Raw genomic sequence first — 15,617 nt, 5'->3', positions numbered from 1 at the left:
GGACGCCTCCGACCTTACTCTTATCGACTCAGAAAATAAGATGATTCAGTTTACAAAAAGCCGCTACTACTTAGGCTTCTTGGTACCGTACTTCGAACGACCCTGGTTACGACCTTTAACGCCGGAGGTATCCAAGGAGCCGCGTACGGTGTGGTAACGAACACCTGGCAAGTCTTTTACACGACCGCCACGGATCAGCACCACGCTGTGCTCTTGCAGGTTGTGGCCTTCACCACCGATGTACGAGGAAACCTCGAAACCGTTGGTCAGACGCACACGGCATACTTTACGCAGTGCCGAGTTAGGTTTTTTCGGCGTAGTGGTATACACGCGAGTGCATACGCCACGACGTTGCGGGCAGTTCTGCAGCGCAGGCACGTCGGATTTCTCGACGATACGCTTACGCGGCTGACGTACCAGCTGGTTGATAGTTGCCATCTACTAGCTCCACTGTTGTCTTGCGACGCTATTGTCTTGCAAGAAAAGCAAAATGGCAGGAACGAATTCCCGCCAAATTTAGGGGTACAAGAGTCTAAAGAGGATCTTGCCCCCAGTCAAGGCAAGGCCCCGACATCCCCTCTCATCGAAACGGGGCAAAACTGCCTCGATCCGACGAATGGGGGCTGCCAGGGCCCAGACTTATTTATCGCAGAACTCAGTTACCGCTAGAGTTCAGCGCTTCGGTCAGTGCAGCTTCCACTTCACTGGCGCTCACGCGCAGCGGCTTGTCAGCATCACGGCGGCGCTTGCGCTCGCTGTGGTAAGCCAAACCGGTACCGGCTGGGATCAAACGACCCACAACCACGTTTTCTTTAAGGCCGCGCAGGTAATCGCGCTTGCCGGTTACCGCTGCTTCGGTCAGTACGCGAGTGGTCTCCTGGAAGGAGGCCGCCGAGATGAACGACTCAGTGGACAACGACGCCTTGGTGATACCCAGCAGCACGCGAGTGAACTTGGAAACGAATTTCTCTTCGTTCGCCAGGCGCTCGTTTTCTACCAGTACATGAGTCAGTTCCATCTGGTCGCCCTTGATGAAACTGGAATCGCCGGATTCAGCGATTTCAACTTTACGCAGCATCTGACGCAGGATGGTCTCGATGTGCTTATCGTTGATCTTCACGCCCTGCAGACGGTAAACGTCCTGGATCTCGTTAACGATGTACTTGGCCAGCGCACTCACACCCAGCAGACGCAGGATGTCGTGTGGATCGCTTGGGCCGTCGGAGATAACTTCGCCGCGGTTTACCTGTTCGCCTTCGAAGACGTTCAGGTGACGCCACTTCGGAATCAGCTCTTCGTACGGATCGCTACCGTCGTTCGGGGTAATGACCAGACGGCGCTTGCCTTTGGTCTCTTTACCGAACGCGATGGTGCCGCTGACCTCAGCCAGAATCGACGCTTCTTTCGGACGACGCGCTTCGAACAAGTCGGCAACACGCGGCAGACCACCGGTGATGTCACGGGTCTTCGAAGTTTCTTGCGGGATACGCGCGATAACATCACCGATCGCGATCTTCGCACCATCCGCTACACCGACCAGGGCGTTGGCTGGCAGGAAGTACTGAGCGATTACGTCAGTGCCTGGCAGCAACAGATCCTTGCCGTTGTCATCAACCATCTTCACGGCAGGACGGATGTCTTTACCGGCAGCTGGACGATCTTTCGCGTCGAGTACTTCAATGTTGGTCATACCGGTCAATTCGTCAGTCTGACGCTTGATCGTGATGCCTTCTTCCATGCCCACGTAGGTCACGGTACCTTTCATTTCGGTAACGATTGGGTGAGTGTGCGGATCCCACTTGGCCACGATTGCGCCAGCGTCGACCTTGTCACCTTCTTTAACCGAAATCACAGCACCGTACGGCAGCTTGTAACGCTCACGCTCACGACCGTAGTCATCAGCGATCGCCAGCTCACCGGAACGGGACACCGCAACCAGGCAACCATCCACTCGCTCAACGTGTTTCAGGTTGTGCAGACGGACGGTACCGCCATTCTTCACCTGAACGCTGTCGGCTGCGGAGGTCCGGCTTGCCGCACCACCGATGTGGAACGTACGCATGGTCAGCTGGGTACCCGGCTCACCGATGGACTGAGCAGCGATAACGCCGACCGCTTCACCGATGTTCACCTGGTGACCACGAGCCAAGTCACGGCCGTAGCATTTGGCGCAGATGCCGTAGCGGGTTTCGCAGCTGATCGGCGAGCGAACGATCACTTCGTCGATGCTGTTGAGTTCGATGAACTCGACCCACTTTTCATCCACCAGGGTGCCAGCAGGAACGATAACTTCCTCGGTACCTGGCTTGAATACGTCACGGGCAATGACTCGGCCCAGTACGCGTTCGCCCAAAGGCTCTACAACATCGCCGCCTTCGATGTGCGGAGTCATCAGCAGACCGTGCTCGGTACCGCAGTCAACTTCAGTCACAACCAAGTCTTGCGCAACGTCTACCAAACGACGAGTCAGGTAACCGGAGTTAGCGGTTTTCAACGCGGTATCCGCCAGACCTTTACGAGCACCGTGAGTCGAGATGAAGTACTGAAGTACGCTCAAACCTTCACGGAAGTTCGCAGTAATCGGCGTTTCGATGATGGAACCGTCCGGTTTGGCCATCAGGCCACGCATACCGGCGAGCTGACGGATCTGCGCGGCAGAACCCCGTGCGCCCGAGTCGGCCATCATGTACATCGAGTTGAACGACTCTTGATCGACTTCTACGCCATGACGGTCGATAACCTTCTCTTTCGAGAGGTTAGCCATCATCGCCTTCGACACTTCGTCGTTGGCCTTGGACCAAAGGTCGATCACTTTGTTGTACTTCTCACCCTGTGTTACCAGGCCCGAGGCGTACTGGCTCTCGATCTCTTTCACTTCATCGGTTGCAGCCGCGATGATGCGCGCTTTTTCATCAGGGATAACGAAGTCGTTAACGCCGATGGAAACGCCGGAGATGGTCGAATAAGCAAAACCGGTGTACATCAGCTGGTCAGCGAAGATCACGGTCTCTTTCAAACCAACCACGCGGTAGCACTGGTTGATCAGCTTGGAGATCGCCTTTTTCTTCATCGGCAGGTTGACGACGTCGTACGACAGACCTTTGGGCACAACTTGATACAACAGCGCACGGCCGACAGTGGTGTCGACAATACGAGTGCCGCTCACGCTGCCACCGTCACGGTCGTTGACGGTTTCGTTGATCCGCACTTTGACCTTGGCGTGCAGTGCGGCTTCGCCGGCACGGAACACACGGTCAACTTCTTGCAGGTCAGCGAACACACGACCTTCGCCTTTGGCGTTGATCGCTTCACGGGTCATGTAGTACAGACCCAATACAACGTCCTGCGACGGAACGATGATTGGCTCACCGTTGGCTGGCGACAGAATGTTGTTGGTCGACATCATCAACGCACGCGCTTCCAACTGGGCTTCCAGTGTCAGCGGTACGTGCACGGCCATTTGGTCGCCGTCGAAGTCGGCGTTGTACGCAGCACAGACCAGAGGGTGCAGCTGGATAGCCTTACCTTCGATCAGTACTGGTTCAAACGCCTGGATACCCAGACGGTGAAGGGTCGGTGCACGGTTGAGGAGAACCGGGTGTTCGCGAATCACTTCAGCGAGAACGTCCCAAACCTCTGGCAGTTCGCGCTCGACCATTTTCTTGGCCGCTTTGATGGTGGTCGCAAGACCGCGCATTTCCAGCTTGCCGAAGATGAATGGCTTGAACAGCTCAAGTGCCATCTTCTTAGGCAGACCGCACTGGTGCAGACGCAGGGTCGGGCCTACGGTAATTACCGAACGACCGGAGTAGTCAACGCGCTTACCGAGCAAGTTCTGACGGAAACGACCTTGCTTACCCTTGATCATGTCAGCCAGGGATTTCAGAGGACGCTTGTTGGAACCGGTAATGGCACGACCACGACGACCGTTGTCGAGCAAGGCATCGACAGCTTCTTGCAACATACGCTTTTCGTTGCGCACGATGATGTCCGGAGCGGACAGATCGAGCAGGCGCTTCAAACGGTTGTTACGGTTGATCACGCGGCGGTACAGGTCGTTGAGGTCGGACGTCGCGAAACGACCACCGTCCAACGGTACCAGCGGACGCAGGTCTGGCGGCAGAACCGGCAGAACGGTCAGCACCATCCACTCTGGCAAGTTGCCGGAACCCTGGAAGGCTTCCATCAACTTCAGACGCTTGGACAGCTTCTTGATTTTGGTTTCGGAGTTGGTTTGCGGAATTTCTTCACGCAGACGGCCAATCTCGTGTTCCAGGTCGATAGCGTGCAGCAGTTCACGGACAGCTTCAGCACCCATGCGGGCATCGAAATCGTCGCCGAACTCTTCCAGCGCTTCGAAGTACTGCTCGTCGTTCAGCAGCTGACCTTTTTCAAGGGTGGTCATGCCCGGGTCGATAACGACATAGCTCTCGAAGTAGAGAACGCGTTCGATATCACGCAGGGTCATGTCCATCAGCAAGCCGATACGGGACGGCAGCGATTTCAGGAACCAAATGTGCGCAACCGGCGAAGCCAGTTCGATGTGCGCCATACGCTCACGACGAACCTTGGCCAGTGCGACTTCAACGCCGCACTTCTCGCAGATCACACCACGGTGCTTCAAGCGCTTGTACTTACCGCACAGGCACTCGTAATCCTTAACCGGGCCAAAGATCTTGGCGCAGAACAGGCCGTCACGTTCAGGTTTGAACGTACGGTAGTTAATGGTTTCCGGTTTTTTAACTTCACCGAACGACCACGAACGGATCATCTCAGGCGATGCCAATCCAATACGGATGGCGTCGAACTCTTCGACTTGACCCTGGTTTTTCAGCAAATTCAGTAGGTCTTTCAAGGCCTTTCCTCCTGGCGGAGCAGAGAGCGGGCTAAACAGCCCCGCTCTCGATTCGCGTCACGTGTTATTCGGTTTCCAGATCGATATCGATGCCGAGGGAACGAATTTCTTTGATCAACACGTTGAAAGACTCGGGCATGCCCGGCTCCATACGGTGATCGCCGTCCACGATGTTTTTGTACATCTTGGTCCGACCGTTCACATCGTCCGACTTCACTGTGAGCATTTCTTGCAGAGTGTAAGCAGCGCCGTATGCTTCCAGTGCCCAGACCTCCATCTCCCCGAAACGCTGACCACCGAACTGAGCCTTACCACCCAGCGGCTGCTGGGTAACCAGGCTGTACGAACCGGTAGAACGAGCGTGCATCTTGTCGTCTACCAAGTGGTTCAGCTTCAGCATGTACATGTAGCCAACAGTAACCGGGCGCTCAAACTTGTTGCCGGTACGGCCGTCGAACAGCTGCATCTGGCCGCTTTCTGGCAGGTCTGCCAGTTTCAGCATGGCCTTGATTTCGCTTTCCTTGGCACCGTCGAACACCGGGGTAGCCATTGGAACGCCGCCGCGCAGGTTCTTCGCCAGATCCAGGATTTCCTGGTCAGTGAAGGTATCCAGCTCTTCGTTGCGACCGCCGATCTCGTTGTAGATCTCGTGCAGGAACTTACGCAGGTCTGCGACCTTGCGCTGCTCTTCGATCATGCGGTTGATCTTCTCGCCCAGACCTTTGGCCGCGAGGCCCAGGTGGGTTTCAAGGATCTGACCAACGTTCATACGCGAAGGTACACCCAACGGGTTGAGGACCACGTCCACCGGAGTGCCATTGGCATCGTGCGGCATGTCTTCAACCGGCATGATCACGGAGACCACACCTTTGTTACCGTGACGACCGGCCATCTTGTCGCCCGGCTGGATGCGGCGACGGATTGCCAGGTAAACCTTGACGATTTTCAGCACGCCTGGAGCCAGGTCATCGCCTTGCTGCAGTTTGCGCTTCTTGTCTTCGAACTTGTCGTCCAGCAGACGGCGACGATCAACGATGTAAGCCTGGGCTTTCTCGAGCTGCTCGTTCAGAGCATCTTCAGCCATGCGCAGTTTGAACCACTGGCCATGCTCGAGACCGTCGAGGATTTCGTCGGTGATGTCCTGACCTTTCTTCAGACCTGCGCCGCCTTCAGCCTTGTGGCCTACCAGAGCGGAACGCAGACGTTCGAAGGTCGCGCCTTCAACGATACGGAACTCTTCGTTCAGGTCCTTGCGGATCTCGTCGAGCTGGGTCTTCTCGATGGACAGTGCGCGAGCATCACGCTCAACGCCGTCACGGGTGAAGACCTGTACGTCGATGACGGTGCCCTTGGTACCGGTAGGTACACGCAGGGAGGTGTCTTTAACGTCGCTGGCTTTTTCACCGAAGATGGCACGCAACAGCTTCTCTTCCGGAGTCAGTTGGGTCTCGCCTTTCGGAGTGACCTTACCGACCAGGATGTCGCCTGCGCCAACTTCAGCACCTACATAAACGATACCGGCTTCGTCCAGCTTGTTCAGTGCAGCTTCACCCACGTTCGGGATGTCTGCAGTGATCTCTTCTGGCCCAAGCTTGGTGTCACGTGCCACACAGGTCAGTTCCTGAATGTGGATCGTGGTGAAGCGATCTTCCTGAACCACACGCTCGGACAGGCAGATGGAGTCTTCGAAGTTGTAACCGTTCCAGGCCATGAACGCGATGCGCATGTTCTGACCCAGTGCCAGCTCACCCATATCGGTGGAAGGACCGTCTGCCATGATGTCGCTGCGCTGAACCCGATCACCCTTGCTCACCAGCGGACGCTGGTTGATGCAGGTGTTCTGGTTGGAGCGGGTGTACTTGGTCAAGTTGTAGATGTCGACACCGGCTTCGCCAGTTTCAACTTCGTCATCGGCAACACGAACCACAATACGGCTGGCATCAACAGAGTCGATCACGCCGCCACGACGAGCCACAACGCATACGCCGGAGTCACGGGCTACGTTACGCTCCATGCCGGTACCTACCAGCGGCTTGTCAGCACGCAGGGTGGGTACAGCTTGACGCTGCATGTTGGAACCCATCAACGCACGGTTGGCGTCATCGTGTTCCAGGAACGGGATCAGCGACGCTGCAACCGAAACTACCTGCTTGGGCGATACGTCCATCAAGGTGACGTCTTCCGGCGCCTTAACGGTGAACTCGTTCAAGTGACGAACAGCTACCAGCTCGTCGATCAGCATTTTCTTGTCGTTCATCGTGGCCGAAGCTTGAGCGATCACGTGATCAGCTTCTTCGATGGCGGACAGGAACACGATCTCGTCGGTGACCAGAGCGTCTTTCACGACACGGTACGGGCTCTCAAGGAAGCCGTACTGGTTGGTGCGCGCATAGGCAGCCAGGGAGTTGATCAGACCGATGTTCGGACCTTCCGGCGTTTCGATCGGGCAAACACGACCGTAGTGCGTCGGGTGTACGTCACGAACTTCAAAGCCCGCACGCTCACGCGTCAGACCGCCCGGGCCCAGTGCAGATACACGGCGCTTGTGGGTGATCTCGGACAGCGGGTTGTTCTGGTCCATGAACTGCGAGAGCTGGCTGGAACCGAAGAACTCTTTCACCGCCGCAGCCACCGGCTTGGCGTTGATCAGGTCTTGCGGCATCAGGCCTTCGCTTTCGGCCATCGACAGACGCTCTTTGACCGCGCGCTCAACACGCACCAGACCAACGCGGAACTGGTTCTCGGCCATTTCGCCTACGCAGCGAACACGACGGTTACCCAGGTGGTCGATGTCATCGACGATGCCTTTACCGTTACGGATGTCGACCAGAGTCTTCAGGACCGCAACGATGTCTTCTTTGCACAACACGCCCGAACCTTCGATCTCGGTACGACCGATACGACGGTTGAACTTCATCCGGCCGACCGCAGACAGGTCATAGCGCTCAGGGCTGAAGAACAGGTTGTTGAACAGGGTCTCGGCAGCGTCTTTGGTGGGAGGCTCGCCAGGACGCATCATGCGATAGATCTCGACCAGCGCTTCCAATTGGTTGCTGGTGGAGTCGATCTTCAAGGTGTCGGAGACAAACGGACCGCAGTCGATGTCGTTGGTGTACAGGGTCTCGATGCGAACAACCTGAGCCTTGGCGATCTTGGCCAGGATCTCGGTATTCAGCTCGGTGTTGCACTCAGCCAGGATTTCGCCTGTAGCCGGGTGAACGATGACCTTGGCGGTGGTGCGGCCCAGGACGTATTCCAAAGGAACGTCCAGCGATTTGATACCGGCTTTTTCGATCTGGTTGATGTGGCGCGCAGTAATACGACGACCCGCTTCAACAATGACCTTGCCCTTCTCATCCTGGATGTCCAGGACGGCAATTTCACCACGCAGACGCGATGCGATCAGTTCCAGGCTGAGGGTTTCACCCTTCAGGCTGAATACGTTGGTGGTGTAGAAGGCATCCAGCACTTGTTCAGTGGTATAGCCGAGCGCGCGCAGCAGTACCGAGGCCGGCAGCTTACGACGACGGTCGATACGCACAAACACGCAGTCTTTCGGGTCGAACTCGAAGTCCAACCACGAACCACGGTACGGAATGATCCGCGCGGAGTACAGGAGCTTACCGGAGCTGTGCGTCTTGCCGCGGTCGTGGTCAAAGAACACGCCCGGGGAACGGTGCAGCTGGGAAACGATTACACGCTCGGTACCGTTGATAACGAAGGTACCGTTTTCAGTCATCAGTGGGATTTCGCCCATGTAGACTTCTTGCTCTTTGATGTCCTTGATCGCTTTGTTCGACGATTCTTTGTCGAAAATGATCAGGCGGACTTTTACCCGCAAAGGTACGGCGTACGTGACACCGCGCAACACGCATTCTTTGACATCAAATGCCGGTTCGCCCAGGCGATAACCGACGTACTCCAGCGCAGCATTGCCGGAGTAGCTGATGATCGGGAAAACGGATTTGAAGGCCGCATGCAGGCCCACGTCGCGGAACTGATCTTTGGTCGCTCCCGCCTGCAAGAATTCACGATACGAATCCAGCTGGATAGCCAGAAGGTACGGGACATCCATGACGTCCGGCAACTTGCTAAAGTCCTTGCGGATACGTTTTTTCTCAGTATATGAGTAAGCCATCAGCGTTCCCCAGCTTGGTCACCTGCTTGTTTGGCCCTCCCGACGGGAGCAGCCAGAAAATCTTGCAAACCCCATGGTTTGCACCACCGCATCGGGTGGCTACAGCGCGTTAATGGCGGCGACCGAGTCGACAGCCAAGAACGGAAAAAGGCCGGTGGCAAGAGCCACCAGCCATCAGCCTTCAGCTTGACGCGTGGGCTGGAGACGCAAGGTCGATGCTTACTTCAGCTCGACTTTAGCGCCTGCTTCTTCCAGAGTAGCTTTGGCTTTGTCGGCGGCGTCTTTCGACACTGCTTCCAGAACCTGGGCAGGAGCGCCGTCAACTACAGCCTTGGCTTCTTTCAGGCCCAGACCGGTCAGTTCACGTACTGCCTTGATCACGTTTACTTTCTTCTCGCCAGCTTCCAGCAGCATAACGTTGAATTCGGTTTGCTCTTCAGCAGCAACAGCAGCAACAGCTGGACCAGCGGAAGCAGCGGCAGCGGAAACGCCGAATTTTTCTTCGAAAGCTTTGATCAGCTCAACAACCTGCAGAACCGACATTTCAGCTACGGCGTTGAGGATATCGTCTTGGGAGATAGACATTGCTGTATTTCCTGAATTGGGGGACGGCCTACGCGGCCATCGAAATAAACAAAAATACGCGAGAGAATTTGCTCAGCCTTAGGCTGCGGCAGCTTCTTTTTGCTCGCGAACTGCGGCCAGAGTACGAGCCAACTTGCTGGTAGCGCCTTGAATCACGCTCATCAGCTGAGAAATAGCTTCGTTACGGGTCGGCAGTGTTGCCAGTACGTCGATTTGGTTAGCTGCGAGGAACTTGCCCTCGAACGCAGCTGCCTTGATCTCGAACTTGTCCTGACCCTTTGCGAACTCTTTGAACAAACGGGCAGCAGCACCCGGATGATCGGTGGAGAAAGCAATCAGGGTCGGGCCTGTGAACACGTCGTTGAGAACACTGTATTCAGTGTCAGCAACAGCGCGCTTAAGCAGGGTGTTACGCACAACACGTACGTATACGCCAGCTTCACGAGCCTCTTTACGGAGTCCGGTCATAGCGCTTACTGTCACACCACGGGCATCAGCCACGACAGCGGACAGAGCAGCTTTGGCAGCCTCGTTGACTTCAGCGACGATGGCCTTCTTGTCTTCGAGATTAATTGCCACGGGTTTAACTCCTGCTTGTTACCGTTTCATCTGGCCGGAGCCGGATGTCGTTTTGGTGTCTGATTCGGTAAGGAACCGGGAGCACCATCTGCGTAGGCTTGTGGTTTAAGACTTGCGTCGCCTACGGTCTTGGATAGCCCCCGCCAGGCAGGGACCCCAATTTTTCAATTGGCGCAATCGCTCGCGCCAATCTTTGTCTTATACGTCCAGCGAGCCTTGGTCGATGACCAGACCTGGGCCCATAGTGGTGCTCAGGGTAACGCGCTTGACGTAGATACCTTTCGAGGAAGCAGGCTTGATACGCTTCAAATCAGCGATCAGGGCTTCAACGTTTTCCTTCAGCTTGACGGCATCAAAGCCGACTTTGCCAACGGAGGTGTGAATGATGCCGTTTTTGTCAGTGCGATAACGAACCTGACCAGCCTTGGCGTTTTTAACCGCGGTAGCTACGTCTGGCGTTACGGTGCCGACTTTAGGGTTAGGCATCAGGCCACGCGGACCGAGGATCTGACCCAACTGACCTACAACGCGCATTGCATCCGGGGAAGCAATAACTACGTCATAGTTCAGGTCGCCGCCTTTCATTTCGGCAGCCAGGTCGTCCATGCCAACGCGATCAGCGCCGGCGGCCAGAGCAGCTTCAGCTGCCGGGCCTTGGGTGAAGACAGCTACACGTACAGTCTTGCCAGTACCGTGTGGCAGCACAGTTGCGCTACGAACGACCTGGTCGGATTTACGTGGGTCAACACCCAGGTTTACAGCAACGTCAACGGACTCGCTGAACTTGACAGTCGACAACTCGGTCAGCAGGGCAGCAGCGTCTACAAAATTGTAGGCCTTGCCCGCTTCGATTTTGCCGGCGATAGCCTTTTGGCGCTTGGTCAGCTTAGCCATTACACACCCTCCACGTTAAGGCCCATGCTACGAGCAGAACCGGCGATGGTACGCACGGCTGCATCCATATCAGCTGCAGTCAGATCCGCGTTTTTGGTTTTCGCGATTTCTTCCAGCTGAGCACGAGTCACGGTGCCAACCTTAACGGTGTTCGGACGAGCGGAACCGCTAGTCAGACCAGCAGCTTTCTTCAGCAAAACCGAAGCCGGGGTCGACTTGGTTTCGAAAGTGAAGCTACGGTCACTGTATACAGTGATGATCACTGGAGTCGGCAGACCTGGCTCAATACCCTGAGTACGGGCGTTGAAGGCCTTGCAGAATTCCATGATATTCACGCCGTGCTGACCCAGAGCTGGACCGACGGGTGGACTAGGGTTGGCCTGAGCGGCCTTCACTTGCAGCTTGATGTAAGCGGTAATCTTCTTGGCCATGAGGCACTCCAATTACGGGTTCGAACGCCTCTAAAGGCTCCCCGGTTACTTGCGCGTTTATCCCAGTGACGACAAAACCCCACAGCCTAGGCTGCGGGGTTGGGATGCTTGCTCAGCTAGACCTTCTCGACCTGGCTGAACTCCAGCTCTACCGGAGTAGAACGACCGAAAATGAGCACTGCCACTTGGATGCGGCTCTTTTCGTAGTTAACTTCTTCGACAGTACCGTTGAAATCAGCAAACGGACCATCTGTAACACGAACAACCTCACCCGGCTCGAAAAGCGTCTTCGGCTTAGGCTTGTCACTACCATCAGCAACACGACGCAGAATTGCTTCTGCCTCTTTATCGGTGATAGGAGCAGGCTTATCAGCGGTACCGCCAATGAAACCCATGACACGAGGGGTGTCCTTGACCAAGTGCCAAGTACCTTCATTCATGTCCATCTGTACCAGCACGTAGCCAGGGAAGAACTTGCGTTCGCTTTTGCGCTTCTGACCATTCCGCATTTCAACCACTTCTTCAGTGGGAACCAGAATTTCGCCGAAGCCATCTTCCATGCCTGCCAGCTTTACGCGCTCCAGCAAAGAGCGCATAACATGCTTCTCGTAACCCGAGTAAGCATGCACAACGTACCAACGCTTAGCCACGGGACACCCTTAGCCAACAATCAAGGAAACAAGCCAGCCGAGCAGGGAATCAAGCCCCCACAACAGCAACGCCATAACCAGAACAACAGCCACAACAATCAACGTGGTCTGCGTGGTTTCTTGGCGAGTCGGCCAAACGACTTTACGTATTTCGGTGCGAGCTTCCTTTACCAGTACCGCGAAAGACTTACCCTTGGCAGTCTGCAGGCCAACAAAGACAGCTACAGCAGCAAGGGCAAGCAAAGCGAGCACACGGTACAGGATCGGCGAAGCAGAATAGTACTGATTGCCAACAACGCCTACGACCACCAAGGCAACTACGGCGAGCCACTTGACCAGATCGAAACGAGAGCTTTGAGCTTCAGCCTTAGGAGTCATCTATGAAGATCCTGTGAAAAGAAAGCCAGATACACCACGTGAATCTGGCAGGTCAGGAGGGAATCGAACCCCCAACCTACGGTTTTGGAGACCGTCGCTCTGCCAATTGAGCTACTGACCTAAAACAAAATCAGGCCGACCATTATGCAGGCCTGAAAAAGACTTTACAACAACCAAGCTCTAGAGATTTGAAATCACCTGACAACACCAGGCAAAACACCATCAAACCGAGATTAGTTGTTAAAACAAAGGCAGATATTTTCATATCTGCCTTGTTATATGGAGCTCTTGAGCGGATTTGAACCGCTGACCTCACCCTTACCAAGGGTGTGCTCTACCAACTGAGCTACAAGAGCAAAACACCGTGCACAACCTGCAAACTTGGAGCGGGTAGCGGGAATCGAACCCGCATCATCAGCTTGGAAGGCTGAGGTTCTACCACTAAACTATACCCGCGGAGCTTGCAGCTCACGCTAAAAATGGTGGAGGGGGAAGGATTCGAACCTTCGAAGTCGTAGACGTCAGATTTACAGTCTGATCCCTTTGGCCGCTCGGGAACCCCTCCTAAGCGAGCCGGCATTCTACATCACGCCGGCCTTCTGTCAAGCATTTTCTCATTAAAAATATGAGGTTAGCTGCGTTGACCTTCGCTTCGCACTGTTGACCCAAAAGGTCTTCACTGCGAAGCGGGCGCCATTCTATGCAAACTATTCGAGAGTTGCAACGCCTTCGCACAACATTATCTTATGTTTTAACTCATTGAATTCCTTAGCAAGGTTTTCAAAGGGCAGGTCGTCAGCAAGGCGTCGACTTTCAGGGGCAACGCGGAGCCAGTAGCCGGAAGCATCAGCAGCATTCAGCAATTGGACCCTGACCTTTATATCCAGGCTTGTGAGGCGCTGCTCAACGAGCTGCGCCTGGCGTTGATCCGCAAATCCGCCGATGTACAGGCACGTATTTTGTGCCTCAGGCGCTCTTGCTCGCTCCCTGCGCATTACCGTGTCAGAGGATTCACTCAATAGACGAATGTCCTGCTGCGACCCCTTGTAGAGACTTAGAGGCGTGACATCTTTAGCGCGCAAAGGCGCTTCTTGCTGATGCCAAATGTAGTAGAAGGCGTTGAGAACAAGTAAAAGTAAAAAAAGCCAACGCATAATCACCTCAGGACAAAGGGCACGCCATCGCCAAACCGACAAAAACCAGATCAGGAACGAGCCGAGCCTGTGGCACCGCATCCGATATCAGATCAGCATCCCCGCCAGTCAGGAACACAGTGAAGTCATCACCCCAGTAGCTCCGCGCCTGCTCCAATTGAGTTAGCACAAACCCTCTCAACATCAACGTACAGCCGCGCTCTACAGCCTCCACAGTCGTACGACCTGGCGAGAGATACTCCAGCGCTCGTTCAGCAGCAGCGTCGTCGTAACGAATCTTGCGCGTATGAGTCCGCAGTTGGCTGCGCATCAGAGGCATGCCTGGACATATAAAGCCGCCCAGATGCTCACCATCAGCCGTAATAAAATCCGCCGTTGCTGCGGTGCCAAAATCGAGCACTAGGCAAGCGCCGCGCGCCAGCTTGAATCCACCAAGCATCGCCAACCAGCGATCAAGACCCAGACGCTCGAAATCTTCGTAGCCGTTACGCACTCCGGCCATTTCTCGCGCGGGACCAGCGCAGGCAACAACAACGCCGAAAGCCTCATACAGAGCCGTAACTAATTTGCTTGTTTCCTCCAGGGCACGAACGCTTACCAATCGGCAGTGTGTCAGCAACAACTCTGGGACCGCGACAAGGCTTTCAATCAACGCCAGATCCGAACCAACAACCCCCTCCGCCGAGACACTCGCCCTATCCGAATCAAGCACTCGCCATTTAATAAAGCTATTCCCGCAGTCGAGCTCAAGAATCATCACGCAGCCTCAGGCTTAACTCACCACCACTGTATATTTTCTCAACGCCATCGACACTCAGGCGCAATGCTCCCTGACGATCTACACCCAATACAACCCCGTCAACCTGGTTAACGCCGGCGATGAGGGATACTGAACGCCCCTGCCATGCGTGATTTTGCTCCCACTCCTCTTGAAGCGCGACAAAACCGTGTGCCCTGTGTTGATCAAGGTAGCTTTGCAACTGCAGGCCCAATCGCGCCGCCAGAGCGTTGCGATCGACAGGAGAGCCCGTCTCGAGCTGCACCGAAGTCCATAGCTGATCGACCTCGTCAGCTCTCTGCATATTGACGTTGATACCAATTCCGAGAACAACGTGACAGATATCAGCAGGGTCTCCTACCAACTCCAGCAAAATCCCGGCAATCTTCTTCTGCCCTACCAAGACATCGTTTGGCCACTTCAGTGCCGCCCCCTGCACACCTGACTCGCGCAAGGCCTGCATGACCGCCAAGCCCACCACCAGGCTCAGGCCCTCCAACTGCCGCAGACCAGCCTCGATGCGCAATACGAGGCTGTAATACACATTCTGTGCAAACGGGCTGACCCACTTTCGTCCCCTCCTGCCTCTTCCCGCCGTTTGCTGCTCCGCAAGCACCAAGAACGGAGCCGCGCATCCTGCATTAACAAGACGCAAGGCTTCGGCATTCGTGGAGTCAATGGAGTCAGAGATATGAACGGGCCACGCCAAGGAAGGTGCATTCAGCGCAATGTCCTCAGCACTCAAGAAAACCAGCGGTGACGCCAATTGATACCCTTTGCCACGAACCTTGTGGATGGGCAGATTCAATTCAGCCTCAAGGTGCTGGAGCTGCTTCCAGACAGCGCTGCGACTGACGCCCAGGGCGGCGCCAAGTGCTTCTCCGGAATGGAATCGGCCATCTTTCAGAAGTTTTAACAACGTCAGCATTCAGGTATCGCCTCACAATGAGGCACGCATGATAGCCATGCGCAGAGTCATTGCATAGAAAGGCCGAGCGTTAGCACTGAAGGCTGCCGAGATGAGCCTCTTCGAACTTTCCAACCGCCCAAAACAAAACCCCTGTTTGCGTTAGCAAACAGGGGTTTCGGAATTTAATCTTGACGATGACCTACTCTCACATGGGGAAACCCCACACTACCATCGGCGATGCATCGTTTCACTACTGAGTTCGGGA

Annotated in this window: 12 protein-coding genes and 4 tRNA genes; all 16 read right to left on the bottom strand. The window is 55.3% G+C overall.

The features are described from left to right. Positions 1-66: 66 nt before the first annotated feature. Positions 67-438 (bottom strand): 30S ribosomal protein S12, encoded by a 372-nt coding sequence (gene rpsL / locus AACY52_RS07680; protein ID WP_002555494.1) that lies wholly within the window; start codon positions 436-438, stop codon positions 67-69. Positions 439-655: 217 nt separating this feature from the next. Then, positions 656-4,855, bottom strand: coding sequence for a DNA-directed RNA polymerase subunit beta' (gene rpoC / locus AACY52_RS07675; protein ID WP_339438564.1), 4,200 nt, complete (start codon positions 4,853-4,855; stop codon positions 656-658). Positions 4,856-4,919: 64 nt separating this feature from the next. Beyond that, positions 4,920-8,993 carry a DNA-directed RNA polymerase subunit beta gene (rpoB, locus tag AACY52_RS07670; RefSeq protein ID WP_339417034.1) on the bottom strand — a complete coding sequence of 1,358 codons (4,074 nt, stop codon included), beginning with the start codon at positions 8,991-8,993 and terminating at the stop codon, positions 4,920-4,922. Between the two features lie 219 nt (positions 8,994-9,212). Further along, on the bottom strand, positions 9,213-9,578 hold the full coding sequence (gene rplL, locus AACY52_RS07665; RefSeq protein ID WP_003176432.1) for a 50S ribosomal protein L7/L12: 366 nt from the start codon (positions 9,576-9,578) through the stop codon (positions 9,213-9,215). Between the two features lie 78 nt (positions 9,579-9,656). After that, positions 9,657-10,157, bottom strand: a complete 501-nt coding sequence (gene rplJ / locus AACY52_RS07660; RefSeq protein WP_015886139.1) for a 50S ribosomal protein L10 — start codon at positions 10,155-10,157, stop codon at positions 9,657-9,659. 198 nt (positions 10,158-10,355) lie between these two features. After that, the gene (rplA, locus tag AACY52_RS07655) at positions 10,356-11,051 is read right to left on the bottom strand and encodes a 50S ribosomal protein L1 (RefSeq protein WP_003232403.1); all 696 of its coding nucleotides are present in this window, start codon (positions 11,049-11,051) and stop codon (positions 10,356-10,358) included. Beyond that, positions 11,051-11,482, bottom strand: a complete 432-nt coding sequence (rplK, locus tag AACY52_RS07650; RefSeq protein ID WP_003210097.1) for a 50S ribosomal protein L11 — start codon at positions 11,480-11,482, stop codon at positions 11,051-11,053. The genes rplA and rplK overlap by 1 nt, the downstream gene beginning before the upstream one ends. Positions 11,483-11,598: 116 nt before the next feature. Beyond that, on the bottom strand, positions 11,599-12,132 hold the full coding sequence (nusG, locus tag AACY52_RS07645) for a transcription termination/antitermination protein NusG (protein WP_003176436.1): 534 nt from the start codon (positions 12,130-12,132) through the stop codon (positions 11,599-11,601). Positions 12,133-12,141: 9 nt separating this feature from the next. After that, positions 12,142-12,510 carry a preprotein translocase subunit SecE gene (secE, locus tag AACY52_RS07640; RefSeq protein WP_058414067.1) on the bottom strand — a complete coding sequence of 123 codons (369 nt, stop codon included), beginning with the start codon at positions 12,508-12,510 and terminating at the stop codon, positions 12,142-12,144. A 45-nt stretch (positions 12,511-12,555) separates the two neighbouring features. Then, positions 12,556-12,631, bottom strand: a tRNA-Trp gene (locus AACY52_RS07635). 159 nt (positions 12,632-12,790) lie between these two features. Beyond that, positions 12,791-12,866: transfer RNA gene (locus AACY52_RS07630), tRNA-Thr, on the bottom strand. Between the two features lie 26 nt (positions 12,867-12,892). After that, a tRNA-Gly gene (locus AACY52_RS07625) sits at positions 12,893-12,966 on the bottom strand. Between the two features lie 24 nt (positions 12,967-12,990). Continuing rightward, positions 12,991-13,075: transfer RNA gene (locus tag AACY52_RS07620), tRNA-Tyr, on the bottom strand. 142 nt (positions 13,076-13,217) lie between these two features. Continuing rightward, positions 13,218-13,664: a hypothetical protein gene (locus tag AACY52_RS07615; RefSeq protein WP_339417040.1), complete on the bottom strand. Its 447-nt coding sequence runs from the start codon at positions 13,662-13,664 to the stop codon at positions 13,218-13,220. Between the two features lie 7 nt (positions 13,665-13,671). Then, positions 13,672-14,421 carry a pantothenate kinase gene (locus AACY52_RS07610; RefSeq protein WP_339417042.1) on the bottom strand — a complete coding sequence of 250 codons (750 nt, stop codon included), beginning with the start codon at positions 14,419-14,421 and terminating at the stop codon, positions 13,672-13,674. After that, complete coding sequence (gene birA / locus AACY52_RS07605) at positions 14,411-15,370, bottom strand: bifunctional biotin--[acetyl-CoA-carboxylase] ligase/biotin operon repressor BirA (protein WP_339428437.1); 960 nt, start codon at positions 15,368-15,370, stop codon at positions 14,411-14,413. Before birA ends, AACY52_RS07610 begins: the two co-directional genes overlap by 11 nt. Positions 15,371-15,617: the final 247 nt, after the last annotated feature.

Origin of the sequence: Pseudomonas sp. EA_65y_Pfl1_P113, from assembly GCF_963970525.1 — a bacterium.
In the GTDB taxonomy this organism is placed as follows: domain Bacteria; phylum Pseudomonadota; class Gammaproteobacteria; order Pseudomonadales; family Pseudomonadaceae; genus Aquipseudomonas; species Aquipseudomonas tritici.
Note: the sequence above shows the minus strand (reverse complement) of the source record. Positions and strands in the feature narration are given on the sequence as shown.